General features: G+C 51.9%; 13 protein-coding genes. 10 read left to right on the top strand and 3 right to left on the bottom strand.

The features are described from left to right. The first annotated feature begins 588 nt into the window (after window positions 1-588). Genes ACO0LL_RS21685 through ACO0LL_RS21670 form a run of 4 tightly spaced genes read left to right on the top strand, consistent with a single transcriptional unit; the run spans window position 589 to window position 6,518 of the window. On the top strand, window positions 589-1,026 hold the full coding sequence (locus ACO0LL_RS21685; RefSeq protein ID WP_422952892.1) for a response regulator: 438 nt from the start codon (window positions 589-591) through the stop codon (window positions 1,024-1,026). Between the two features lie 9 nt (window positions 1,027-1,035). After that, complete coding sequence (locus tag ACO0LL_RS21680; RefSeq protein ID WP_422952891.1) at window positions 1,036-2,820, top strand: GGDEF/EAL domain-containing response regulator; 1,785 nt, start codon at window positions 1,036-1,038, stop codon at window positions 2,818-2,820. After that, window positions 2,789-5,038: a PAS domain-containing sensor histidine kinase gene (locus tag ACO0LL_RS21675; RefSeq protein WP_422952890.1), complete on the top strand. Its 2,250-nt coding sequence runs from the start codon at window positions 2,789-2,791 to the stop codon at window positions 5,036-5,038. Before ACO0LL_RS21680 ends, ACO0LL_RS21675 begins: the two co-directional genes overlap by 32 nt. A 4-nt stretch (window positions 5,039-5,042) precedes the next feature. Further along, entirely contained in the window at window positions 5,043-6,518 is a 1,476-nt protein-coding gene (locus ACO0LL_RS21670) for a PAS domain-containing sensor histidine kinase (RefSeq protein ID WP_422952889.1), read from the top strand. A gap of 219 nt (window positions 6,519-6,737) precedes the next feature. Here ACO0LL_RS21670 and ACO0LL_RS21665 read toward each other — a convergent pair whose 3' ends face one another. Both ACO0LL_RS21665 and ACO0LL_RS21660 read right to left on the bottom strand, forming a co-directional pair. Beyond that, complete coding sequence (locus ACO0LL_RS21665) at window positions 6,738-8,687, bottom strand: AAA family ATPase (protein ID WP_422952888.1); 1,950 nt, start codon at window positions 8,685-8,687, stop codon at window positions 6,738-6,740. Window positions 8,688-9,108: 421 nt separating this feature from the next. Next, window positions 9,109-10,725: a M64 family metallopeptidase gene (locus ACO0LL_RS21660; RefSeq protein ID WP_422952887.1), complete on the bottom strand. Its 1,617-nt coding sequence runs from the start codon at window positions 10,723-10,725 to the stop codon at window positions 9,109-9,111. 275 nt (window positions 10,726-11,000) lie between these two features. Here ACO0LL_RS21660 and ACO0LL_RS21655 point away from each other — a divergent pair, with 275 nt between their 5' ends. The 5 genes from ACO0LL_RS21655 to ACO0LL_RS21635 all read left to right on the top strand — a co-directional run bounded on the left by ACO0LL_RS21655 (window position 11,001) and on the right by ACO0LL_RS21635 (window position 16,828). Further along, entirely contained in the window at window positions 11,001-11,633 is a 633-nt protein-coding gene (locus ACO0LL_RS21655) for a hypothetical protein (protein ID WP_422952886.1), read from the top strand. A 59-nt stretch (window positions 11,634-11,692) separates the two neighbouring features. Beyond that, window positions 11,693-12,394 (top strand): alpha/beta fold hydrolase, encoded by a 702-nt coding sequence (locus tag ACO0LL_RS21650; protein ID WP_422952885.1) that lies wholly within the window; start codon window positions 11,693-11,695, stop codon window positions 12,392-12,394. A gap of 157 nt (window positions 12,395-12,551) precedes the next feature. Beyond that, window positions 12,552-12,905 carry a hypothetical protein gene (locus ACO0LL_RS21645; protein ID WP_422952884.1) on the top strand — a complete coding sequence of 118 codons (354 nt, stop codon included), beginning with the start codon at window positions 12,552-12,554 and terminating at the stop codon, window positions 12,903-12,905. A gap of 162 nt (window positions 12,906-13,067) precedes the next feature. Then, entirely contained in the window at window positions 13,068-14,846 is a 1,779-nt protein-coding gene (locus ACO0LL_RS21640; RefSeq protein ID WP_422952883.1) for a HEAT repeat domain-containing protein, read from the top strand. A 965-nt stretch (window positions 14,847-15,811) separates the two neighbouring features. Beyond that, the gene (locus ACO0LL_RS21635; protein ID WP_422952882.1) at window positions 15,812-16,828 is read left to right on the top strand and encodes a TonB family protein; all 1,017 of its coding nucleotides are present in this window, start codon (window positions 15,812-15,814) and stop codon (window positions 16,826-16,828) included. Between the two features lie 460 nt (window positions 16,829-17,288). On the opposite strand, the gene ACO0LL_RS21630 is transcribed toward ACO0LL_RS21635, so the two are convergent. Then, window positions 17,289-19,619, bottom strand: coding sequence for a putative bifunctional diguanylate cyclase/phosphodiesterase (locus tag ACO0LL_RS21630; protein ID WP_422952881.1), 2,331 nt, complete (start codon window positions 19,617-19,619; stop codon window positions 17,289-17,291). A 312-nt stretch (window positions 19,620-19,931) separates the two neighbouring features. On the opposite strand from ACO0LL_RS21630, the gene ACO0LL_RS21625 reads away from it, so the two are divergent. Continuing rightward, window positions 19,932-21,443 carry a hypothetical protein gene (locus tag ACO0LL_RS21625; RefSeq protein WP_422952880.1) on the top strand — a complete coding sequence of 504 codons (1,512 nt, stop codon included), beginning with the start codon at window positions 19,932-19,934 and terminating at the stop codon, window positions 21,441-21,443. The last annotated feature ends 51 nt before the right edge of the window (window positions 21,444-21,494 follow it).

Raw genomic sequence — 21,494 nt, 5'->3', positions numbered from 1 at the left:
TGGTCATCTATCAGTTCTTTTGGCATCGCTCTCCACCCTGACAAAACAAGATAGAAAGTTAACACTACTCATGAAAAGTTAACAGCACTTTTTTTCAGTCGTTTTAATTTCGCAACAGCCTCTAAGTGACTTAAGCGACCAGGCATACAAAAATGTAAAGTAGAAAACATCACACCTTTCTGCAATTTTCCTGCGTCCACATCGCTGCTTGACGAGCCATTCGCCTACATACAAAGGCAGGCAGGCAGCGCAGTATTCCTTGATGAAAAATCCTGGCGAAACCACAAAAGCGTAAAAAAATGCAAATTAATCATATCAATATTGCAGCGATATAGACAATTGCATAATATAAATGTAAATTTAGTAAGCATAATGTATTTGCACTAGCATACATGTATATATGTCAATGCATGTCTATGCTGTGTCTATGCTAATAGAGACAGCCAAGCAGGACGGGCTTGACGGTAGGTGGATGGGAAAGCAGGCTTGTAATTCATGGGCAATTGTAAAAGGCCGTTACAAATTTCGCGCCGCAACAAAGTTGCCTTGGAGTATTATTAATTATTGTGCGCAGGCGAAAGGTGTCTAATGAATGACAGCATTCCGCAAACCAGACCGGTCACTATCCTGGTCGTCGATGACGACGACGTCGATGTGCTGGGTATAGAGCGCGCATTGAAAAAACTCAAGATTGCCAACCCTATCGTGCGGGCCCATGACGGTGTTGAAGCGCTGGAAATCCTGCGCTCGTCTGAAGGCTTGCCACGCCCCTATCTGATCTTGCTGGACATTAATATGCCCCGCATGAACGGACAAGAATTTCTGGCAGAACTGCGGCAGGACAAGAACCTGTCATCTGCCGTCGTATTTGTACTGACCACTTCACAGGATGACCAGGACAAGGTCCTGGCTTATTCCAAACATGTGGCAGGTTATATCGTCAAACAGCATGTGGGTGATGGTTTCATGCGTGTGACTGAAATGCTCGACCATTACTGGCGGGTAGTTGAACTGCCCGTTGCCTGAGGTGTAATCATGATGCTGACCGCGCCACCGCAAACCTCTACCCTCGATATCCTCATCATCGATGATGACGAAATCGACAGGCGCAATGTCATCCGTGCACTGAAGCAGGTATCGGTCAGCGTCAAGATCGTTGAAGCCAACAATGCCCTCGATGGCCTGCTCAAAGCCAAGGAAACCCTGTTCGATGTCATCCTGCTCGATTACCGCCTGCCCGACCGTGACGGCATTGAGGTATTAAAAAGCCTGCGCCTGGATAAAACCCACCACGCTGCCATCATCATGCTGACACACCAGGAAGATGTGAGCCTGGCAGAGCAGGCCATAGAGGCCGGGGCACAAGACTTTTTACTGAAAGAAGAAGTCAATGCGCGCCGCCTGATGCGTGCGGTGCACCAGGCACGCCACCGCCACAAGCTGGAATCCGAGCTCAGCCGCAGCTATAACCAGTTGCGTGAGCTGGCCGAGCACGATGCCCTGACTGGTCTGGCCAACCGCTATGATTTTGAACGGGCCCTGTCCTTTGCCGTCAGCCGCGCCAAGCGCGAGAACCTGCATGGCAAGATGGCGGTGTTGCTGCTGGACCTGGACCGTTTCAAGAATGTGAATGACACCTATGGTCATGCTATAGGTGACCAGTTGCTCATCAAGGTGGCACGCCGCCTGGGTACCACCACACGCGGCAGTGATTTGCTGGCGCGCCTCGGTGGTGATGAATTCGTCGTGCTGGTGCAGGACATGGACAGGGTCGATCAGGCCATCCTGCTGGCGACCCGGGTAGTGGAAGCGTTCAAGAAACCCATCATCCTTGATGGCATGGAATGGCATGTGACGATGAGCATAGGCATCGCCGTGTTTGGCTCTTGCGCCAATGATGCAACTGAACTCATGAAATGCGCCGACATTGCGATGTACCGCGCCAAGCAAGAGGGCCGTAACCAGAGTCATTTTTATTCCGACCAGTTGCACCAGGCCGTGCGCCACCGCATGTACCTTGAGCGCGACCTGCGTCATGCCTTGCGCAATGAGCAGTTGCAGGTGTATTACCAGGCCAAGATCAATCCCTTTGATGGCAGCATAGGTGGCATGGAAGCACTGCTGCGTTGGCATCACCCAGTAGAAGGCGTGCTGACGCCGGGTATCTTTTTACCGATGGCAGAAGAGCTGGGCCTGATGTTCGATATCGACCAGTGGGTCATGCGCACGGCCTGCGCCCAGTTGCAGGAATGGCGCTCACTGCCCTTCCTGCATGCCCAGGACCTGACGATGGCGGTGAATGTCTCAGCCATACAATTGCAGGGTGATAATCTCATCTATACCGTCGATGAAGCCCTGCTGACCAGTGGTCTGGACCCGCGCTATCTGGAACTGGAGATTACCGAGAATGCGCTGATCCGTGACCCTGTCCATGTTGCGGCGATTTTGCACAAACTGGTCGGGCGTGGGGTCAAGCTTTCGCTGGATGATTTTGGTACCGGTTATTCATCCTTCGGACATTTGAAACTCTTCCCCATCCATGTCTTGAAGATAGACCAGAGTTTTGTCGCCGGAGTTGGCAAGGGTGAATCGCAAGAACGCCTGCTGGCCGCCATGATTGCCTTTGCCAAGACCATGGAATTATCCCTGGTGGCAGAGGGTATAGAGACTGAGCAACAAGCCATGTTCTGTGCTGAACGCGGTTGTGAACTTTTGCAGGGCTTTATGTATTCACGCCCTATCCCATCGAGTGAATTTGAAGATCGCTACCTGACCGGAAGTTTCCGCCATGAGCCAATTGGACCACAGTCAGAACAATGAGCAGGCCAGCACTCAACAATCCGGAAAGCAGCCAGATTATGTCAACGAGCAGCATGCCTTGCTGGCCGCGATCGTCAATTCATCTGACGATGCCATCATCAGCAGTGACCTCAGCGGCAATATAATAAGCTGGAACCACGCAGCAGAAATTTTGTTTGGCTATACCGCGACCGCAATTTACCAGCGCCCTTTTGCCAGCCTCTTCCCTGCCGGGCAATTGCCTGACCACCTGTCGCTGATTAAACTCATGCAGCAAGGCGCTTCGATAGGCCATTTTGAAACCATGCGACGCTGCCAGGATGGTACTGAGTTGCCAGTGGCGCTGACCATCTCTGCCATGCGTGATGAGGGCGACAATATCATAGGCCTGTCACTGATCGCGCGTGACTTTAGCGTCGGCTACCGTATCGCTGCCCGTTTGACGCAAAGCGAGCGCCATTTCCGCCAGGTGGTGGATGCGGCGCCGAATGCCATGGTCATGATAGACCGCCGCGGCCTCATAGAAATGGTCAATTCGCAGACCGAGGCCATCTTTGGCTACACCCGCATCGAGCTGCTGGGCAAACCCCTGGAAATCCTGATCCCTTCACGCTTTCAACGCCACCATCCCAGCCTGCGCACCGGTTACTTTGCCAACCCCATCAGCCGCGTCATGGGGCGCGGGCGCGAGCTGTATGGCCTGCGCAAGGACGGTACCGAGTTCCCGGTAGAAATAGGCCTGAACCCGATAGAAACTGCCGATGGCATCAAGGTTTTATCAGCCATCGTCGATATCACCGAGCGCAAGCGCCAGGAAGAACGTTTCCGTCTCGTAGTGGAAGCCGCACCGAATGCCATGGTCATGATAGACAGCCAGGGCAAAATAGAAATGGTCAATGCCCAGACCGAAACCATCTTTGGCTATGAGCGTGAAGAACTGTTGGGCCAACCTATGGAAGTGCTGATACCTGAACGCTTCCGCCATCACCACCCTGGTTTGCGCACACATTTTTTCTCTCAGCCCAGCAGCCGTAGCATGGGCACTGGCCGCGACCTGTTTGGCTTGCGCAAGGATGGTACAGAGTTCCCGGTAGAGATAGGTCTGAACCCGATAGAAACTGCCGAGGGCATCAAGGTTTTATCGGCGATTGTCGATATCAGCGAGCGCAAGCGTCTGGAAGAACGCTTCCGCCTCGTCGTGGAAGCCGCGCCGAACGCCATGGTCATGATAGACAGCCGCGGCATGATAGAAATGGTGAATGCGCAGACTGAACATCTGTTTGGCTACCCGCGCACAGAATTGCTGGGCCAGCCTATGGAGATGCTGATACCAGCCCGCTTCCGTAGCCAGCACCCGGATTTGCGCGCCCAGTATTTCACCAGCCCCAGCACGCGCGCCATGGGTAGTGGGCGCGACCTGTTTGGCCTGCGCAAAAACGGCAGCGAATTCCAGATAGAGATAGGCCTCAACCCTATACAGACTGCAGATGGTCTCAAAGTATTGTCAGCAATTGTTGATATCTCGGAGCGCAAGCGTTTTACCGATGAGCTGTCGCGGCGCAACCAGGAACTGAACAATTTTGCCTATGTCGCCTCGCATGATCTCAAGTCCCCTTTGCGCGGTGTCGATCAACTCGCCACCTGGCTCACTGAAGACCTGGCCGGCAAGATCGATGATGAAACCAATGAACACCTGCGCCTCATGCGCATGCGCATTAAACGCATGGAGAGGCTGCTAGATGACTTGCTGCTCTACTTCCGCGCCGGGCAACTCGGCGGCTCGGTAGAATACATAGACTTTGCCGACCTGGTGCGCGATGTATTTGATCTGTGCTGTCCGGACCAGTCTTTCAGGCTGGAGCTGCAAGGCGAATTCCCGCGCTGCCATACCCACAAGGTGCCGCTTGAACTGGTGTTCCGCAATCTCATCAGCAATGCGATCAAACATCACGATACCAAAAAAGGCTGCATCGTCATACAGTCCATCCTCAATCAACAATGGCTGGAATTTGCGGTCTGCGATGACGGTCCCGGTATCGCTGCTGAACATAGCGAACGTGTGTTCGCCATGTTCCAGACCCTGCGACCGCGTGATGAGGTAGAAGGCAGCGGCATGGGCTTGGCCATCATCAAAAAAACCATAGAGTCGCTGGGCGGCCATATCAAACTCAGCACCAACCAGCCACGTGGTGCCGCGTTCAACTTCACCTGGCCGCGCAACATGGCGGAGGCTTTATAAGATGATGTCGCATTCCCGCAAAACAGAAGCAGACACTGACCCGGCGGCCTTGCTAGCCGCCATCGTCAATTCATCGGACGATGCCATCATAGGTAGCGACCTGAACGGTCACATCATCAGTTGGAACCATGCCGCCAGTTTCTTGTTCGGGCATGCGCATGCGGCAATCCTGGGTCGCCCCTTTGCCGTCCTGTTCCCGGACGGGCAATTGCCCGACCATCAAACGCTGGGCCAACTGCTGCAAAAAAATAACGCCATAGGCCAGTTTGAAACCATGGGCAGGCGTGCTGATGGCAGCGAAATACCAGTGTCACTGACCATCTCGGCCATACGTGATGCCAGCGGCAATATGTTTGGCCTTTCTCTGAGCGCACGCGACTTCAGCAGCGGCTACAAAATGGCCGCCAGACTGACACAGAGTGAAAGGCATTTCCGCCAGGTAGTCCAGGCTACGCCAAATGCCATGATACTGGTCAACAGCCAGGGCCAGATAGAGCTGATCAATGAGCGCTGCGAACAGATGTTTGGCTACACGCGCGCTGAACTGATAGGCAATATGCTTGACATGCTGGTACCTGAACGCTTTCGCGGGCAACATCCGGAACGGCGTGCAGCTTATTTTGCCCATCCAGACCAACCTGTCATGGGCAAGGGCCGCGAACTATATGCCTTGCACAGGGATGGTACCGAGTTCCCGGTAGAAGTCAGCCTCAGCCCCATCGAGACAGCAGACGGCATGAAGGTATTGTCAGCCATTGTCGATATGTCAGAACGCCAGCGCTTCACCGACGAACTCTCGCGCCGCAACCAGGAACTCAAGGACTTTGCCTACGTCGCCTCGCATGACCTGAAAGCCCCGCTGCGCGGCGTTAACCAGCTCGCTACCTGGATCACCGAAGACCTGGCAGGCCAGATCAATGAAGAAACCCAGGAACACCTGCACCTCATGCGCGTACGCATCACCCGCATGGAAAAACTGCTCGACGACCTGCTGCTCTACTTCCGCGCCGACAATCTTGGCGGCGGCACAGAATGCATAGACTTTGCCGAGATGGCACGTGACGTCTTTGAACTATGCTGCAACAACCCCTCGTTTTCTCTCGAATTGCAAGGCACCTTCCCCAAAGACCATACCCACAAGGTGGCTCTCGAACTGGTCTTGCGCAACCTCATCAACAATGCCATCAAACATCATGACAAGGCCAGCGGCCACATCACCGTACGCGCCCTGCCAGCCCCTGATAACCAGGCCTACCTCTTCGAAGTCGCCGACGATGGCCCCGGCATTGCCACCGAACACCGCGAACGCGTCTTCGCCATGTTCCAGACCCTGCGCCCCCGCGATGAGGTAGAAGGCAGCGGCATGGGTCTAGCCGTCATCAAGAAAACCATAGAATCACTCGGCGGCAGCATTAGCCTGGCGGCCAACCAGCCGCGCGGGGCGGTGTTCAGGTTTAGCTGGCCGCGGGTGGCGGGGTAGTTGGTGTCTCACGTAGGAGTGGCTTTAGCCGCGAATAGCAAACGGAATTAGCAATTCAAGACCAAAAAACTCACCACAGAGAAACGGAGTCACAGAGAAATGCAAGAGGGCGTAACTCATCGCTGATTGTTGGTCGCAACTAACAGAGTCATAAAGGAGCAAAAAATCTCAAATACCCGACAAGCGCATTCACTATTTTTTACAGGCCCTAAAAACTGATCAATCACCCTGACGACTCAACCAGATGGAAGCGTTTGCATAGAGCTGGGTAAAAAGTGCGTAACGCTGTCCATCATTAAAACTTGCAGGGCTTTTCTTTTTAATCGACTCTATTTTCTCTTGTGCCGTATATTTAACTCCTTTAATAGTTTCCAATCGGCTCTCTGAAGTAATTTGACGAACAAGCGCAGCGCTTATCAGATGCGCTTTCAGCCTGCCTGACTTCTCCGGTTTACTCTCGTATGCATCAAGTGTAAGGAAGCGATTTTCCGAACAATCTTTTTCTTTTACGCCAAACAATTTCTTTAATTCTGCTTCATCCAGAAGAAGAAAGCCGTATCGATGGGCGGTTTCACCGACTGGGATTAAATAATCTTCAACAATCAGTAAATAGCCGTCATCCTTGAGTAATTTCGCGACATGAGAATCTTTTCCTAATTCACGAATCCAATCATCGGGATCAATCTCGTGAAGAACATTGCACATCACAACTAGATCAAAAGACCCAGCGTCAAGTTTCGCGCTAATTTTAGACAGTTCATTGAAATATCGATTTTGAACGTCTTCGCCTGAGTAAAAAGAAGTCAGTTCATTCATGCAACGTTCTTTATCATCGTCGTAGGAGTCAAAAGCATGGTAGTCAAGCCAGCCTCGAACATTGTCTCCAGGCATAGACAAAATTGTTGATAGCAATCGCCCCTGTCCAGCTCCGAAATCAAGCACTCTGATGGAATTATCTGTTCCGTTCTTTGAGCGTAATTTGTGAATAATTCTTGCAATCTGGTTAGTTTGGGGATCGGCAGTATCTGCCCCGACTGTCCCCGGTGGCAACAGACATTCAGACAAAAAACGGGCTGTAGCAAATTGTGCTGGCAAGAGAGTGAATTGCTGTAATCGATCTGCCCCGCTCTGACCACCCATGAGACCATTAAGAACACGCTCAGGTTGACGTCCGCTCCAAGATACCTGTCCGTCATTCACGTACCACAGGCAATTTGGATCATCGTGGACTAAATGAGCAATAAGCGGAACGCAATGCGTTGCAATCCAGATTTGTCCATCAGTACACAATTCTTTTAATCTGGTAACAAGCTCAATGATAGCTGTAGGATGAAGATGATTTTCAGGCTCATCAAGAATCAAAATGGCTTCTTTTAATCTTGTATTCTGCGCATGTAGGGCGACAGCCAACTGCAAAAGTAATTTTTGCCCGGAAGATAAGGTCCGATAGTAATCGTCCCTGCCGAATAGCGAAACCTTTCCACCGACGGTATAACGAGGATCGCTAGCCGTTCCTAATAAAAGCTTAATTGTATCTTTGAGTTCTTTAGCTGATGTTTGTATAGATTCAATCTTCTTAAAATCTAACTGCGCTAAGGCATCCGGATGCCTTGAATTGAAGTCAATTTGCAGTTTGTCTTTTAAGTATGACGAAGCTGATTCATGCAAATTACCCAATCCTGGACTCTTCGCACTTTCGGCGAAATCTCTCATTTGGCCGGAAGATATATATTCTGCATCAAGAAGAGTCGTTTGTAATGGAACAAAATTTATAAATCCGACTGGGCCATTGCTGTCTGAGTCATAGCAAATCATTTCTCTAAGGCGTAATTCATTTTTGATGCCCTTCAACTCAAAGCCAAAAGCATTTACTGAATTCAAATATCCGCCATACTCACTCTCTGACGCCCCATCTAACAACGTATGAAAATGATTGATTGCTGCATTATTTTCCGACTCTGCCACCTTGAGCTGAGCCAGCGAGCGACTGCCTAACCTGCTATCCAAAGAAGTTAACGCATTTAACAGGCGAGTTTTCCCTGAGCCATTAGGTCCTGCCAACACAACAACCTGTCCAAGCCTTGGCATTTTTATTTCGGCAGTAATACCGCAATCAATGCCTCTTTCTGAAAGTTCATTGGGAAGAAAATGTATTTGAGATATGCGCATGATTTGAGATCGTCCGTGATTTTCAGTTATATCTTACATGGCAAATTGTTGGATTTGTTAAGAAGGCACTCATATCTACAACATAACAAATTTGTCCATATGAATAAGACCGGAATTTAAAATGTCAATATACGGGGTAGGCTATAACGCATCCATTACCTCCATTAATGTCGCTCCAGCGCAGGCTGGAGCCCAGCGGCGTTCGTTGGTTGACGAAGGAATTTCTTAAATCTGGATGGACGTCACAAACCCAATATGGCACATCAACGTACCCGGCCCAAATACGATGGATTCCTGCCTGCGCAGGAATGACAATTGAAAGATATCAATATAAAAAGGCCACACGGTTTGTATGGCCCTGCATAGAAAATCCAGAATGAGCGTTTTGTCCCGCAACTACTCAAAAACGCCTATGCAAACCTTACTTCGGCGGGAAGTTATAAGTCACCGTGTAGTTCCCGCTCCCCGCATACGATTTGACCTGCACATAGTAGTAACCCGCCGTGCCTGCATAGCTGATGGATTCAGTCGATGTGCTGCCTTCGCTGCTGGCTACCTTGGTCCAGGCGCTGCCTGAGTATTTGTACAGGTAGAGGTCAAAGTCTGTGCCTGCTGGCCCGCTCAACTGTATGCTATAGGTGCCATTGCCAGACTGGATATAGCCGGGTGATGCGCTGGGTGCATTAGCCGTTGCGCCGCTGGCGAGGCTGCCGGTCTGGGTGACAGCACCACCTGGTGTTGGTGTGTATGAGGCAAACACCGTCCTGGCCAGGCCTTCATTGACTGCATGCCATGGATAGCCCAGCGTGCGCATGCGGGAGTTTTCTGTTGGCCTGTATTTCCCGGTCTTGCAATATTGCGCGCCCTGGAAGGTGCCGACTGTACCATTTGCATATTGCCCCAGGCCGGTTGGAACCGCAGTGGATGACGAGATCAGGCCACCCCATTTGACATTGCGTGTGCCATTCAGGGATACATCGCCTGAGCTGGGTTCAGCACTGAGGCTGCAAGTACCGTAATCATATTCATCAGCCAGGGCAAAGGCGGTGTGGCCTATCTCATGCAGGGCAATTTCCACAGACTGGGCATGCATGGAGAGCGTCGCGATCTCACCGCCAGAACCACCATAGCGAGTGGAGTTGGACACCACGACAATGACGTCACGCTGGTCAGGCGCAAGTACCGAACCGACGATGTCATATACCTTGGTTGAGTTCACACACAGCAGGCGGTCGATGTTATAGCAGTAGAAGCTGCCATCCATGGCGGTGTCGCGATACACGCCCTTGTCCGGCTCATCTGCGCCGGACTGGTTGCTGACGACATCAACGCGGTGCACATTGATGCTGGCACGATTCGCTGCAAACAGAGGATCGGCCATGAAGCCATCGATGACTTTTTGTGCGTCTGTACGCCATTTACTCATCTCGGCAGCAGTATAGCCATCGCCAACAAAGACCAGGTCCATGCGTGCATTGGACGGACCATTATTGATGATAGTCGTGACGGTTGCTGCCGGGGTGGCAGATGGTGGTGGCTGCATGCGTGTGGCCTGGCCGTTGCGTACTATCTTGTCAAGGGTAGCGCGGTTAAATACCACCGGCTGCGGCGGTGGCAGCGCCATGCGCGCATCGCCCGCGGCTTGCGGCTGGATTTCTATGCTGGCGACCTTGTCATCAAAAGGCAGGGACACCTCAAACACACCATCAGCCTGCCTGACTTGCTGCGACACATCAATGGCCCCGGTCTTGGGATCAAACGCCTCGACATGGCGCTGCTGCGCATTGCGCACCAGCACTTCATGGATGATAGTACCCTGAGCATTTCTGGCAATGACACGCCAGGGTTCGCCCTGCCCACTGTCAGGCATGCTGGGTGTCAGCGCAAACTCGCCAAGCTCGGCACGTACAGGCGTGAAACTGGTGCCCTGCCTGCCATCGCTGTAGGCGACCCGCAGCGAAATATTCGCCGCATGGGCTGCACTGAGTTGTAAGGCTGAAATTGCAACGGACATCAAAATAAGTTTGAGTGAATTCATACTGTCTCCGAATAAAATAAGGTGAATGTGTGAACTACCGATGCTGATGGTGCTAATGCCGGTGTTTAGGCTGATATTGATGCTGATATTGACGCTGATGTTGATACTGCTAAAGCTGATGACTAAGGAGGAACCTCCCCCGATGTGAGAGAACCGTTGACGAAAGATGCTATCGGGGCAGTCGCTGCGCTTGATGCTGGCAGCTGGAGTTCAGTATAGTAAAATAAATATATTAAACAAATATTAATGTAAGCAAATGTGAATGAGATCGCGGCATGCAAATGAAGGTCGCCGGGGTCGATATGGATACTGGCGGCCTGCCCTGCTTCTCTTATGTCACAATAGCTGGTCTATCCCAGTCCATGACCTGCATGCACCGCATCACACGCTCTGATCTCTATTTGTTTCTGATGCTGCTGTTGACCAGCCCTGTCACGGTGCCATGTGCACTGATCTGCCTCGTGCTGTTTGGCCTGTTCTGGCTGCTGAGCCTGCTCAAGATAGAAATGATAAACGGTTTATTATTCATCTTGTTCATGGTGATTGGGTATCCATTTATTATCGTATTGCAGCTCAGCGGCTCTGCGGTAAATCACCTGCTGCGCGCACGTCCGCAAATTGACGATACCGGTTTTACTTTCCATCGCCGCTTTAAAAAAGTGACGGTCTTGTGGACTAGTATCAAGTTCATCCGCGAGGTCTGGACGCCGCCTGGGGGATCGGCATTTCAATTCCACTTCCATGATGGGCAGCATCTGCAAATATCCAGCACTGAAGACAGTCAGCCAGTCATCGAAGAGACGAATAAGCTGGGCATACCATTTGAACTGGACAAGTTCTGTCAAGCCTTCCGTGATGACAGGCGTACTGCAGATAGACACGCCTCAGACGAAGCAGACGTGGACTAAACCTCATTCGCCATACTGTGACAAACTCATCTTTTTGCGAAAACCAATACCGCGATAGCATGGATCAACTCCCGATTATCTTCTTCCCTGGCATCAACGGCGATGCACGCATATTTGCAGAACAGCTAAAAGCCTTCTCCACCTTAAAGGTCGCGCAGTGGCTGCCGCCAGCCCGCTCAGAGAGCATGTCGGCGTATGCAAAGCGTATGGCAAGAGCAGTTGATCCGGGTGGCCCCTGCCTGGTCGGTGGCACCTCTTTTGGTGGCATTGTCGCACTTGAAGCCTCCCACCATCTGCAAGCGCAAGCCTGCCTGCTATTTGCGTCCAGCCGCGATGCCCATGGCCTGCCGACCAGCTTGCGCATGGCAAGGCAGTTGGGTAAACTGATCAGTGCTGACACCATCTGGAAATGGACAATGCGGTGGCAAGATGCCAGCATTGCCAGCCTGCCATCGGCCAGAAACAAACGCCAACGCCTGTCGCCAGCGCAGCAGCATTTTCGTGACTGGGCCCTGTCTGCCTTGCTGGGCTGGAAGCCTGCTCCCGCAGCCTGCACTATCATGCAACTGCACGGCAGCAGAGACAATGTCTTTGCCGCCAGACGCAGCAAGGCCGACAGCAGCATCGTCGGTGCCGGGCATGTGATGACGCGTACGCATAGCGAAGAGGTCAATCAGTTCATCATCAAAGCACTTGAATCCTGCCATTCGTCAGAGACAGGCATCACCAGCATCCAGCAAAGCAGGCATCACCATGAATGACCGCATCAGGTTTTCAGACATCATGCTTTTTTTGGTCTTGCTACTGAGCTGCCCCATATGGCTAAGTTGCCTACTCATGGTGTGGATACTGAGCATCGTTTTTTTGCCTTTGTTGATACTAAAGCTGCCACTGAATATTAAAATCTTCCTCACAAATATGATGACGTTAACTGGTTTGCCATTTTTGTTCGTCGCTACCCTCGGGAGTAAAGGCTTTTATCACCTGATACGAAAACGCCCGCAAGTCACGCAAAACGGATTTACCTATCGCCAGGGATTTAACTCAAGAGAAATCACCTGGGCAGAAATCGCCTTCATCAAATGGACGAACTTTATACCTGATGGCGATGCCTATGAATTTACCCTGATTGACGGTAATGTATTCAGCTTCAACTCCTATGTAAAAATCCAGTATCTGCTTGAACAGTCGCAGAAAGCGGGAGTGGAGTTCAGGCGTTGGAACGAACCAGGTAAATCTACGGTCCGGAATACAGTATGGGATGAGATATGATGATTTCACTCCCTTGCTCCCGCCGTAGCAGGGAATTTTCTTCTGCACTTGCGTCTTTGTAGTACCCGCCATATGCTATTCATCCAAATCGATGATGCCTGCGGCAGTATCAAACAGCTTAGCCCGAATTTCATCCATAGCATCAGATAAAAAAACCAAGCAATGACACTACCCCGCCCCGCTGATTTTGAAGGCATACTCAGCCTCTCACGCACCGACAATGACGGCAGGCAGTCTGCCGTGCTTAACGGATACAGAGCTGCCCACCAGTTGCATGACAATCACTGCAGCACCGGCATCCATGAATATCTGGATAGTGACCAGGTACAGCCTGGTGAAAGTGGCCGGGTGGCTGTGTGTTTATCCACGCCCGATGTGTACCCGGCCTGTCTTTGGGATGGCCGTGAACTCAATATTCTTGAAGGTAAAAAACAGATAGGCACACTCAGGGTCACCAGCATATTCAATGCTACTTTGCGCACCAACCCTGGCGAATACCTGATCAGGTGGCAAGCCCCGCGCCTCAAAGAAATTGGTGCCTGCCTGCTTAATCTCTTTCAAGGTGACGATTACCAGATCAATCAACAAGCCTTGCAAGGCCTGCACGCACTGCATGCATCTCCCCTGGTCTTGCGCATGGATGCCACACTATTCAAGACCGTCATGAACATGCCGGGCTTTGACACAGCAAATTGCGTCGCCCGCATGCTGACCGGCTATCGTCTGAATTACACGCGCAGCCTGGCCGCTTTCAAAGCTGCGTCCAGCGATGAAACTTTCCTCGGCCTGTTTAAGGGCGCTTCCAGAAAGAAAGCACAAGAAGAATACACACAAGTGGTGACCGACCTGGGCAGCCTCATGTATGTGCTGCCAGGCTATGGCCATCTGGCGCAGGAAGAAGTACTGGCCCTGCTCGATACTGGCGACAGCTTTTTGACCTCCTTTGCCGGAACCATGATGGATGCGTTTCCCACACTAGACGACCGGCACATAGCACAGCTCCTCGACACGATGGAAGAATATGGTGTGCATGAATGGCCCTACCAACCCGGCATTGCACTGGCTGCCGCATTGACAAAAAACCCCAAAGGTTTTGACACAGTGATGAGCAGATTTGAGCATGGCAACGACAATCTGCAATGCGGCATATTCCGAAGTTTTGAATCCCTGGAGATGGCACTGCCTTTGCAGGCACAAGACATGATTGTGCGCCGGGCACTATCGTATGGCGGCAATCGCGATGACGAGGCATACAGTAGCGCAGTCATTGCACTGTCACTATGCAAAGACCGGCAAGCAGAAGCAGTAGCGATACTGGCTCCCTGCCTTGACAGTGAAGCCTGGTTCATCCGGGGCAATGCAGCCATGTCACTGGGCTTGCTCGGCATAGAAGATGAGGCACTGATCAATCGCCTCGGTGACATGATCTTTGATACTGAAGGCAACGACTGGAACGTGCAGTCAGCCACGCTGGGGGCTTTGACAGAACTTGGTGACAAGGCGCGCAGCCAGATCAGTAAATTGCTGAGACTGGCAAGTGACAACGAAGAGGATGAAGATTTCAATGGTTATCCTTGCCCCAATCAATTGCTGGCAGATTGTTTTGGTGCCATAGGCGAGAGTACATCTGCGGTGATCGAGGCACTACGCAAGATAGTCGCCAGACAAGGCCGTATCAGCGCCGGACCGGCCATCATCGCCTTGGGCAAACTAGGCAAGGCAGCCACACCTGCCATGGATTCAATCAAGGCATTTATTCTTAGCGAAGACTCTCATGTCGATAATGCCGACCACGCCCGCGCCGTCATCGATGCCTGCGTCGCCATCAATGGTGCTGACAATGTCGACGTCAACAACTGCATCAGGCATTTGGCAAAGTCTGTGCATGCTGATGTGGCTGAGGTGGCGCATCAGTATTTGAGCGGTGGAAGTCAAAAGTAAAACCGTCATGTATCGACATGGTGATAGTAAGATGTGCACGACTAGAAATGCCATACGCAACGCTATCAGCATGTTTGCAACTGAAACTGCTCCTGATGTTAGCAAAGCCCCGATCGTAGGGCGCATTATAATGCGCAGTATGTGAGCGACGCACACGGCAAAGATATCTTGGCCACGGCATGCAGCATGCCCATGCGGCGCATTGCAATGCGCCCTACTTTACGACGATATCGTCATTCACTGAGATGCGCTTAGCAGAGCTTTATCTGAGCTTAATGTGGTTTACAGCAAGTTCAAACGCGTGGCTTTGAATACGATGGATTCCTGCCTGCGCAGGAATGACGATAGAACGGGTGTCCAAATAGACGGGTGTCTCAGTTTACCCAGGCTCAAGTATAAGAGCGGGGAAGTCAGGATAAATGCTTGCAGCACATCAGCGTAACTCTCATGACTATGCATCCTGCATTACAAAATGGATACCCCAAGCAATCAGATAAGCTCTGCCCTTATCAAGGTCATCCCAGCGCAGGCTGGGATCCATCTGCGCAAAGTCCGTTTTTCGAAAATGACCAGTGACCTGTAGGGTGCGCCATGCGCACCGCTCGGCTCATGCAGACGATTGAAGCCGCCCATGCTGTTAGCAAAGCCATGGCCGTAGGGCGCATTATAATGCGCCGTATGTGAACGACGCACATGGCAGGCACTCCGATTTTCACTGTTACAGTTCGCTAATATAAGGTATTCGCAGGCATGCGCCCACAAGTAAGCACATTACAAATCGATGTCTTCAGCATGCAATGACACTTTTCACGGCACACCTGGAAGCGGACTATTCAGGTATGATTTGCCATTTCTCGTTGGATGAATGGCAATCAATAACAGCAGCAATTGCATATGCCAGTTGACCTGTTCGGTCGCCCTGTCAAATGATCATTTACTGTATTGCGCCTCAAGCTTTCACAAATATGAACTCAATCAAATCAATCAAATCTTTCTTCGCTATCTGCTTGTTCTGGCTGGCATCATCCAATGCATGCCTGGCAGCCAGTAGCAACATCCTGGACGAGCTCATGTATGAAGCTAATTTACAGACATACTACAAGAACTACGCAGGCGCATTGAGAGCGAATGATCTGGCACTCAACATTGCAGAAGCTAACAGAAGTACCTACTTCACTTATTTTGCACGTCTCTACGAAAATCGCTTTCATACACTCCAAAACATGAAACGATATGACGAGGCGTATGCCACGGCACTCAAGACCAAAGAAATTCTTAGCACAGACCCTGCGAAAGATGGCGCGAATTATTCCAACTTATTGCGTGAAATTGCTGAAATGCTGATGGAGGAAGGTAAATATGCTGCAGCAGAAAAATTTGCGTTCGAAGCAGTAGAAAACCTTGAATCTAAAGGGACTGACGATGAACTCATCATGCCGGACCTTTACAGGGTATTAAGTCGTGCATATGTCAAATTGGGAAAGTTAGAGCAGGCAGTGTCTGTCTTGAAAAAAGCCGTCGCTTTTTCTAATCAACAGGGTAAAACATCATCACTACAAAAATCTGCCTCTTTAGAAGACTTGAGCAAAGTATATCGGACTTTGGGACGAACAGACTTGGCAGAACTTGCCGATAAAGAGAACAGTAAGATTGAACATACGATAACGATGGTCTCCAATGTCAGAGTGGAGCGCCCCAAAAATTACTCGCCTGTGGCTTTTGATAGAAATTCCTGTACGCAGCCCAAATATCCTGAAGAAGCCTTGCAACAGCAGTTGCGTGGCACGGCAAAATTCCGTTTCCTGATTGATGAAAACGGAGGCATCGCAGCAAAATACATCTCCGTCAGCAGTGGTTCGGTGCTGTTGGATACAGCGACCTTGCAGGCGTTCTCCAGATGTAAATTCTCGCCGGAAATGCACGACGGCAAAGCAATGCGTTCCTGGTTTTCTGGTCAGTTCGTCTGGAACTTGCCAAACTAAAGAGTCTTTGATGTAAAGCTTCACGAGATCAAATAAACCTTCGGCATGGAGGTGCGTCATGCGCACCGCTATGGCGAGGTTCATGACTGAAGCCAATTCTGCTGCTCGCAAAGCTCCGGTCGTAGGGCGCATTATAATGCGCCGTATGCATGCAACGTGCGCTGCAATAATATATTGCCACGGCATGCGACATACCCATGCGGCGCATTGCAATGCGCCCTACTTTACGGCGATGTCGTAGTTCGTGCGAATGCGATGAGTAAAACCTTATCTGACTTTAATGTGGCTTGCACCAAGTTCAAACGCATGGCTTTGAACACGATGGATTCCTGTCTGTGCAGGAACGACGGCAAAGAGGATATCCAAATAAGCAGGTGACGCGGTTTACACAGACTCATGATCGCCATTAACGCAAACAGGATCAGATGGTTGTCCGTAAGCAGTGACTTAACAAACCCGGCTAAACATCACCCACCAACGGCAATTCCAGCCCCTTGCCATACACCCGTATCAACTCCTCCACAGGCTGCGGTCTGGACAGCACAAAGCCCTGTATCAGCGTATCGCCAAACTGCCGCAAAAAGGCAAGCTGGGTATCCGTCTCGACCCCTTCTGCAATCACATTCAAACGCAGGTTGCGACCTAGCTCTATGATGGTGCGGACGATGGCGCGGTCTTCGCTTTGCTGGGGCAGGCCTTTGATGAAGGAGCGGTCTATTTTCATCGAAGAAATAGGCAGGTTCTTCAAATGAGCGAGTGAGGAATAACCCATGCCAAAATCGTCGAGACTGATGCCAAAGCCCAGCCGCCGCAGCGTGCTCATGATGGGGATGACATGGTCGGGCTGGTGCATGAGCATGCTTTCTGTCAGTTCCAGGCAGAGGTGGTGTGGCTTGATGCCTGACCTTTCGACGACGGCGCGCAGTTCATCGGGCAGCGCGCTGGAGGTAAATTCAGACGCGGCCATGTTTACATGCACCTTCACATTTTCAAAACCACAGCGGTGCAGGCGTGCCAGGTCGTGGCAGGCGCGGTGCACTACCCAGCTGCCTATCTGGATGATGAGGCGGCTTTCTTCTGCAATGGGGATGAAGATGTCGGGCCGCACGATGTCGCCATTGGCACGGCGCCAGCGTATCAGGGCTTCCAGAGCATGTATCTGGCCGTTAGCAGCAAAGATGGGTTGGTATTCGAGGAACAGGGCTTGCTCGGCAATGGCCTGGTGCAGCTCTGTTTGCATGGTCAGGCGCTGCGCCAGGTCTGACTGTTGCACGGCAAGGGTGTAGGAGGTGCTGCTGGAAAAATAGCTAACGTCATTGCGGCCATTTTTCTTGATACGGTACATGGCAGTATCAGCACCACGCAAAAGCTCAGGGCCGGTCAGGCCATTGTCGGGATAAATACTGATGCCTATGCTGGCCGAGACGGTAATCTCATGGCCGTTGAACATGAAAGGTAATTGCGCTGCATGCAGCACTTGCCTGACCAGGCTATCAAGCTGTTCATTGAAAGGTGTGGCCGAACCATCGGGTTGGTAGAGTATCGCAAACTCATCACCGCCTAGCCTCCCTACCAACTTGCCGGGTATGGGCAGGGCCTGCACTCTTTGCGAAAAACCGCGCAAGACGACATTGCCGGCCTCATGACCAAAGGCGTCATTGACGGGTTTGAAGCGGTCAAGGTCAATAAAGATCAGGCCAAACTCAGTGCCACTGGCAGCGCTTTTTTTGCAGGCGCTGTCGAGTATCTGGTAAAAATGGCTGCGGTTGGCGAGCTCAGTCAGGCCATCGATTTGCGCCAGCAGGCGTATGGTTTCTTGCTGTTCCAGCCTTTGGGCGGTTTGCGCAATCAGCGCGCCTATGGTGGCGGACAGGCTCGGCAGTTGCGCTTCACTCTGGCGCGTCAGGCGGCTGTAGAATTCCAGCACGCCGGGGCAGTGGCGCTCACCTTCATCGGTGATATAAGCCACCGGGAAGATATAGCCAGAGCGCAACTGGCACTGCATCGCACTCTTATTGCGCAAAAACTCTTCATCGCTGCTCATGCTCTCTACCCAGCGCGGCTCGCCTTGTTGCCACACCTGCCCAACCAGGCCGGTACCGGGGCGCACCTGCATGGCCTGGCTTTCTTGTGTGAACAGTTGCAGGGTCTCTTGCTGGGCATGCCAGTAATCTTGCAGCCTCAGTTGGCGCTCACCTGAGGCATCGGTTGCGACTGTCCAATAGGCACCCCAGTCCCAGCCCAGGTTTTCACAAACCAGTTGTATGACCCTGGTGACAGCCTCACCGATAGAATCTGCCCCTACAAACAGCCGGGTTGATTCAAAGCCCAGGCGCTCGCGCATGGCGGCATGCCTGGCGGCGGTGATATCGGTCAGTATGCCTTCGCAAAGTGCAGATGCAGACGCTTGCGGCACCGACCTCAGGCGCAACCAGCGCAGGCCCGTACCTTCATTGAAAATCCGGAATTCATACTCCATCTGGCTGCGTCTGGCGGTTGCATTGCGCAGCATGGCATTGATTTGCAGCATATCGTCTGCCAGCACTTTGGCAAAACCCTGGTCCAGCCCTGCATGCCAGCCGGCAGTCACACCCAGCATGCCCGCTGCCATTACCGAAAACACCAGCCCATCACTATCAGGATGAAACCACCAGCGCCCAAAGGCCGCCGCCTGCTCGACTGCATCCGGCACAGCCGCTTGCGCCAGCAAGGCGTACAACTCCGGGCTTGTGCAGAGTTCTACATATTCTGGCAAGAAGCTGGCAGGGGTTAGGGAAATGGATTCATGCATGGCGTGAAATACTTCCGGATATGCAAAGTGATTATTTATGGCCAGCAATTTTTATACCATACAAGCACCTTGTAATGCGGGTATTTTGGTGCATAGTCTGCATAGTCTGTTGTTTCCCTGAAAAGACCAGGCCCTGCCCAGGCATGGACATGCACCATAAAAGCACATCTGCCTGCAACACCCGACAAGCCCGCTTGACATATTGTCACCCGCAAACCCATGCGTCTTGCCGCTTTGGTGTATTGCACATACGCCAAGCTCAGCTTACAGTGAGCCTGGAAAAATTCTCATGCCACCCTATTCTGATTCACCATGAAATATCTGAGCGCCGATATCCTGTTTAAAGAAGAGTCTGCAGCAAGCCAATTTTTTGCTGCCATACACCCACATCTGCAAGAAGATGGCTATTTGCTCAAGCAATCGCTGGCGCGGGTATTGGCAGTGCCGCCGGTTTGCGCATTTGAGTTTTCCATCGATGTTTGCAAGCAGTACCGCAATGTCATCAATCTCGAATTTTATGGCGGCACGCGCGATGAATACGAAGACATCATCAGCGCCTTCTTTGCCGCAGGCGCGTACCTGCTCAAGCTGCGCGTGCGGGCCGACGAATACCATGAAACCGAAAGATATGCCGCAGGTAAGCGCGTTAAAAAACTCAAGGAATTCGACAAGGAATATGACAAGCTGCTCATCGCTGACGTGAACCTCGAATTTACCCGCGCTATAAGCAAATCGGCTTTCAGCAAAGCCGTGGCGCTGCTAACCCAGATAGACAAGAGCAGGGTCAAGCTCGACGATGAACATCTGCGCACCCTGTTCATCGATACTGAATCTGAGGCACTGGTGCTGGCCATGATAGCGCAAGGCTTTTTCCCTGAGAACCTTCTGGTAGCCGGAGAAGTGCGCCTGTTTGCACTGGCCGCCAATATGGGCAGCAGCGCCGTATTACAGGCATTTTTTGAACTGGGCTTCAACCCCTATCTTGCCGACAACGATGGCAATGACGTGTTGCACGCCGTGCTGTATTGCCAGCACGCTGGCGGCATCGCTGCGGCAGAGTATGTGGCGACGCAATGCGCGGCAGACCTTGACCCCATCGGAGCGCAGGGCAGCCCGCTTTGGTATGCATTCCAGGAACAACTGAACATGGCAGGTGCCAGACACTTTCGCCAGCATGGCGCCACATCCATCGCCCCGGCAGGGTTTTATGATGAACTCACGCATGAAGACATCATCGCCGAAGCCGCCAGCCATGCAGACCTCGCTACCCTGCAAACCCATTTCACCCCAGCCGACCATGCCATTGCTGTGCGCAAGGCGATTTATAGTGAGGCGCTGGAAGTGCTGCAATGGCTGGACAACCAGCAAAAGATAGACTGGCTGGCCGTGGTCGAAACCGACCGTTTCGACAGCTTCCTGCAGCGCGAAGTGCGCCTATATGAAACACCCTTCATGTTCAATAGCGGCGACAATGCAGACTTCGATTTTTATACAATGATCATAGATGCTGTTGCCCATGACAAGGCCGCTCTTGATGTGATTGCCGTTTATCTCGCAGGCTATAACGGCAGCAGCCATCTACTGCGCAAGCTCGGCAGCCTCGGTGCCCGCTTTGTGCCAGCGGCGATTGACCACGGCGACCCCGAATACCCGCTGTTCAAAGCCGCCCTTGGCGGCCACCTGAATAACCTCGCAACCTTGCTGGAAATGGGTGCTGCCCGGCCCGAAGGTGATGGTGAGACCCTGGGAGAGTTCGCCCTGCGCGGCATGGGCAAGCACAAGATTGCTCAAGCGAAGGACTTGTTTGCCAGATATGGTGTTTAAAGCCTGTCATGTTAGGGCTGGCACGCAAAACATCTTTAGCCAATATGCGAA

Origin of the sequence: Undibacterium sp. TC4M20W, from assembly GCF_049340245.1 — a bacterium.
Lineage (GTDB): Bacteria > Pseudomonadota > Gammaproteobacteria > Burkholderiales > Burkholderiaceae_D > Undibacterium.
The sequence above is the reverse complement of the archived record's forward strand: the minus strand, read 5'-3'. Positions and strand labels throughout refer to the sequence as shown.

What these genes read in the sequence shown, in the direction of transcription:
- ACO0LL_RS21685 (WP_422952892.1), top strand. Translation starts at nt 589, where the DNA reads ATGAATGACAGCATTCCGCAAACCAGACCGGTCACTATCCTGGTCGTC.
- ACO0LL_RS21680 (WP_422952891.1), top strand. Translation starts at nt 1,036, where the DNA reads ATGATGCTGACCGCGCCACCGCAAACCTCTACCCTCGATATCCTCATC.
- ACO0LL_RS21675 (WP_422952890.1), top strand. Translation starts at nt 2,789, where the DNA reads ATGAGCCAATTGGACCACAGTCAGAACAATGAGCAGGCCAGCACTCAA.
- ACO0LL_RS21670 (WP_422952889.1), top strand. Translation starts at nt 5,043, where the DNA reads ATGTCGCATTCCCGCAAAACAGAAGCAGACACTGACCCGGCGGCCTTG.
- ACO0LL_RS21665 (WP_422952888.1), bottom strand. Translation starts at nt 8,687, where the DNA reads ATGCGCATATCTCAAATACATTTTCTTCCCAATGAACTTTCAGAAAGA.
- ACO0LL_RS21660 (WP_422952887.1), bottom strand. Translation starts at nt 10,725, where the DNA reads ATGAATTCACTCAAACTTATTTTGATGTCCGTTGCAATTTCAGCCTTA.
- ACO0LL_RS21655 (WP_422952886.1), top strand. Translation starts at nt 11,001, where the DNA reads ATGCAAATGAAGGTCGCCGGGGTCGATATGGATACTGGCGGCCTGCCC.
- ACO0LL_RS21650 (WP_422952885.1), top strand. Translation starts at nt 11,693, where the DNA reads ATGGATCAACTCCCGATTATCTTCTTCCCTGGCATCAACGGCGATGCA.
- ACO0LL_RS21645 (WP_422952884.1), top strand. Translation starts at nt 12,552, where the DNA reads ATGATGACGTTAACTGGTTTGCCATTTTTGTTCGTCGCTACCCTCGGG.
- ACO0LL_RS21640 (WP_422952883.1), top strand. Translation starts at nt 13,068, where the DNA reads ATGACACTACCCCGCCCCGCTGATTTTGAAGGCATACTCAGCCTCTCA.
- ACO0LL_RS21635 (WP_422952882.1), top strand. Translation starts at nt 15,812, where the DNA reads ATGAACTCAATCAAATCAATCAAATCTTTCTTCGCTATCTGCTTGTTC.
- ACO0LL_RS21630 (WP_422952881.1), bottom strand. Translation starts at nt 19,619, where the DNA reads ATGCATGAATCCATTTCCCTAACCCCTGCCAGCTTCTTGCCAGAATAT.
- ACO0LL_RS21625 (WP_422952880.1), top strand. Translation starts at nt 19,932, where the DNA reads ATGAAATATCTGAGCGCCGATATCCTGTTTAAAGAAGAGTCTGCAGCA.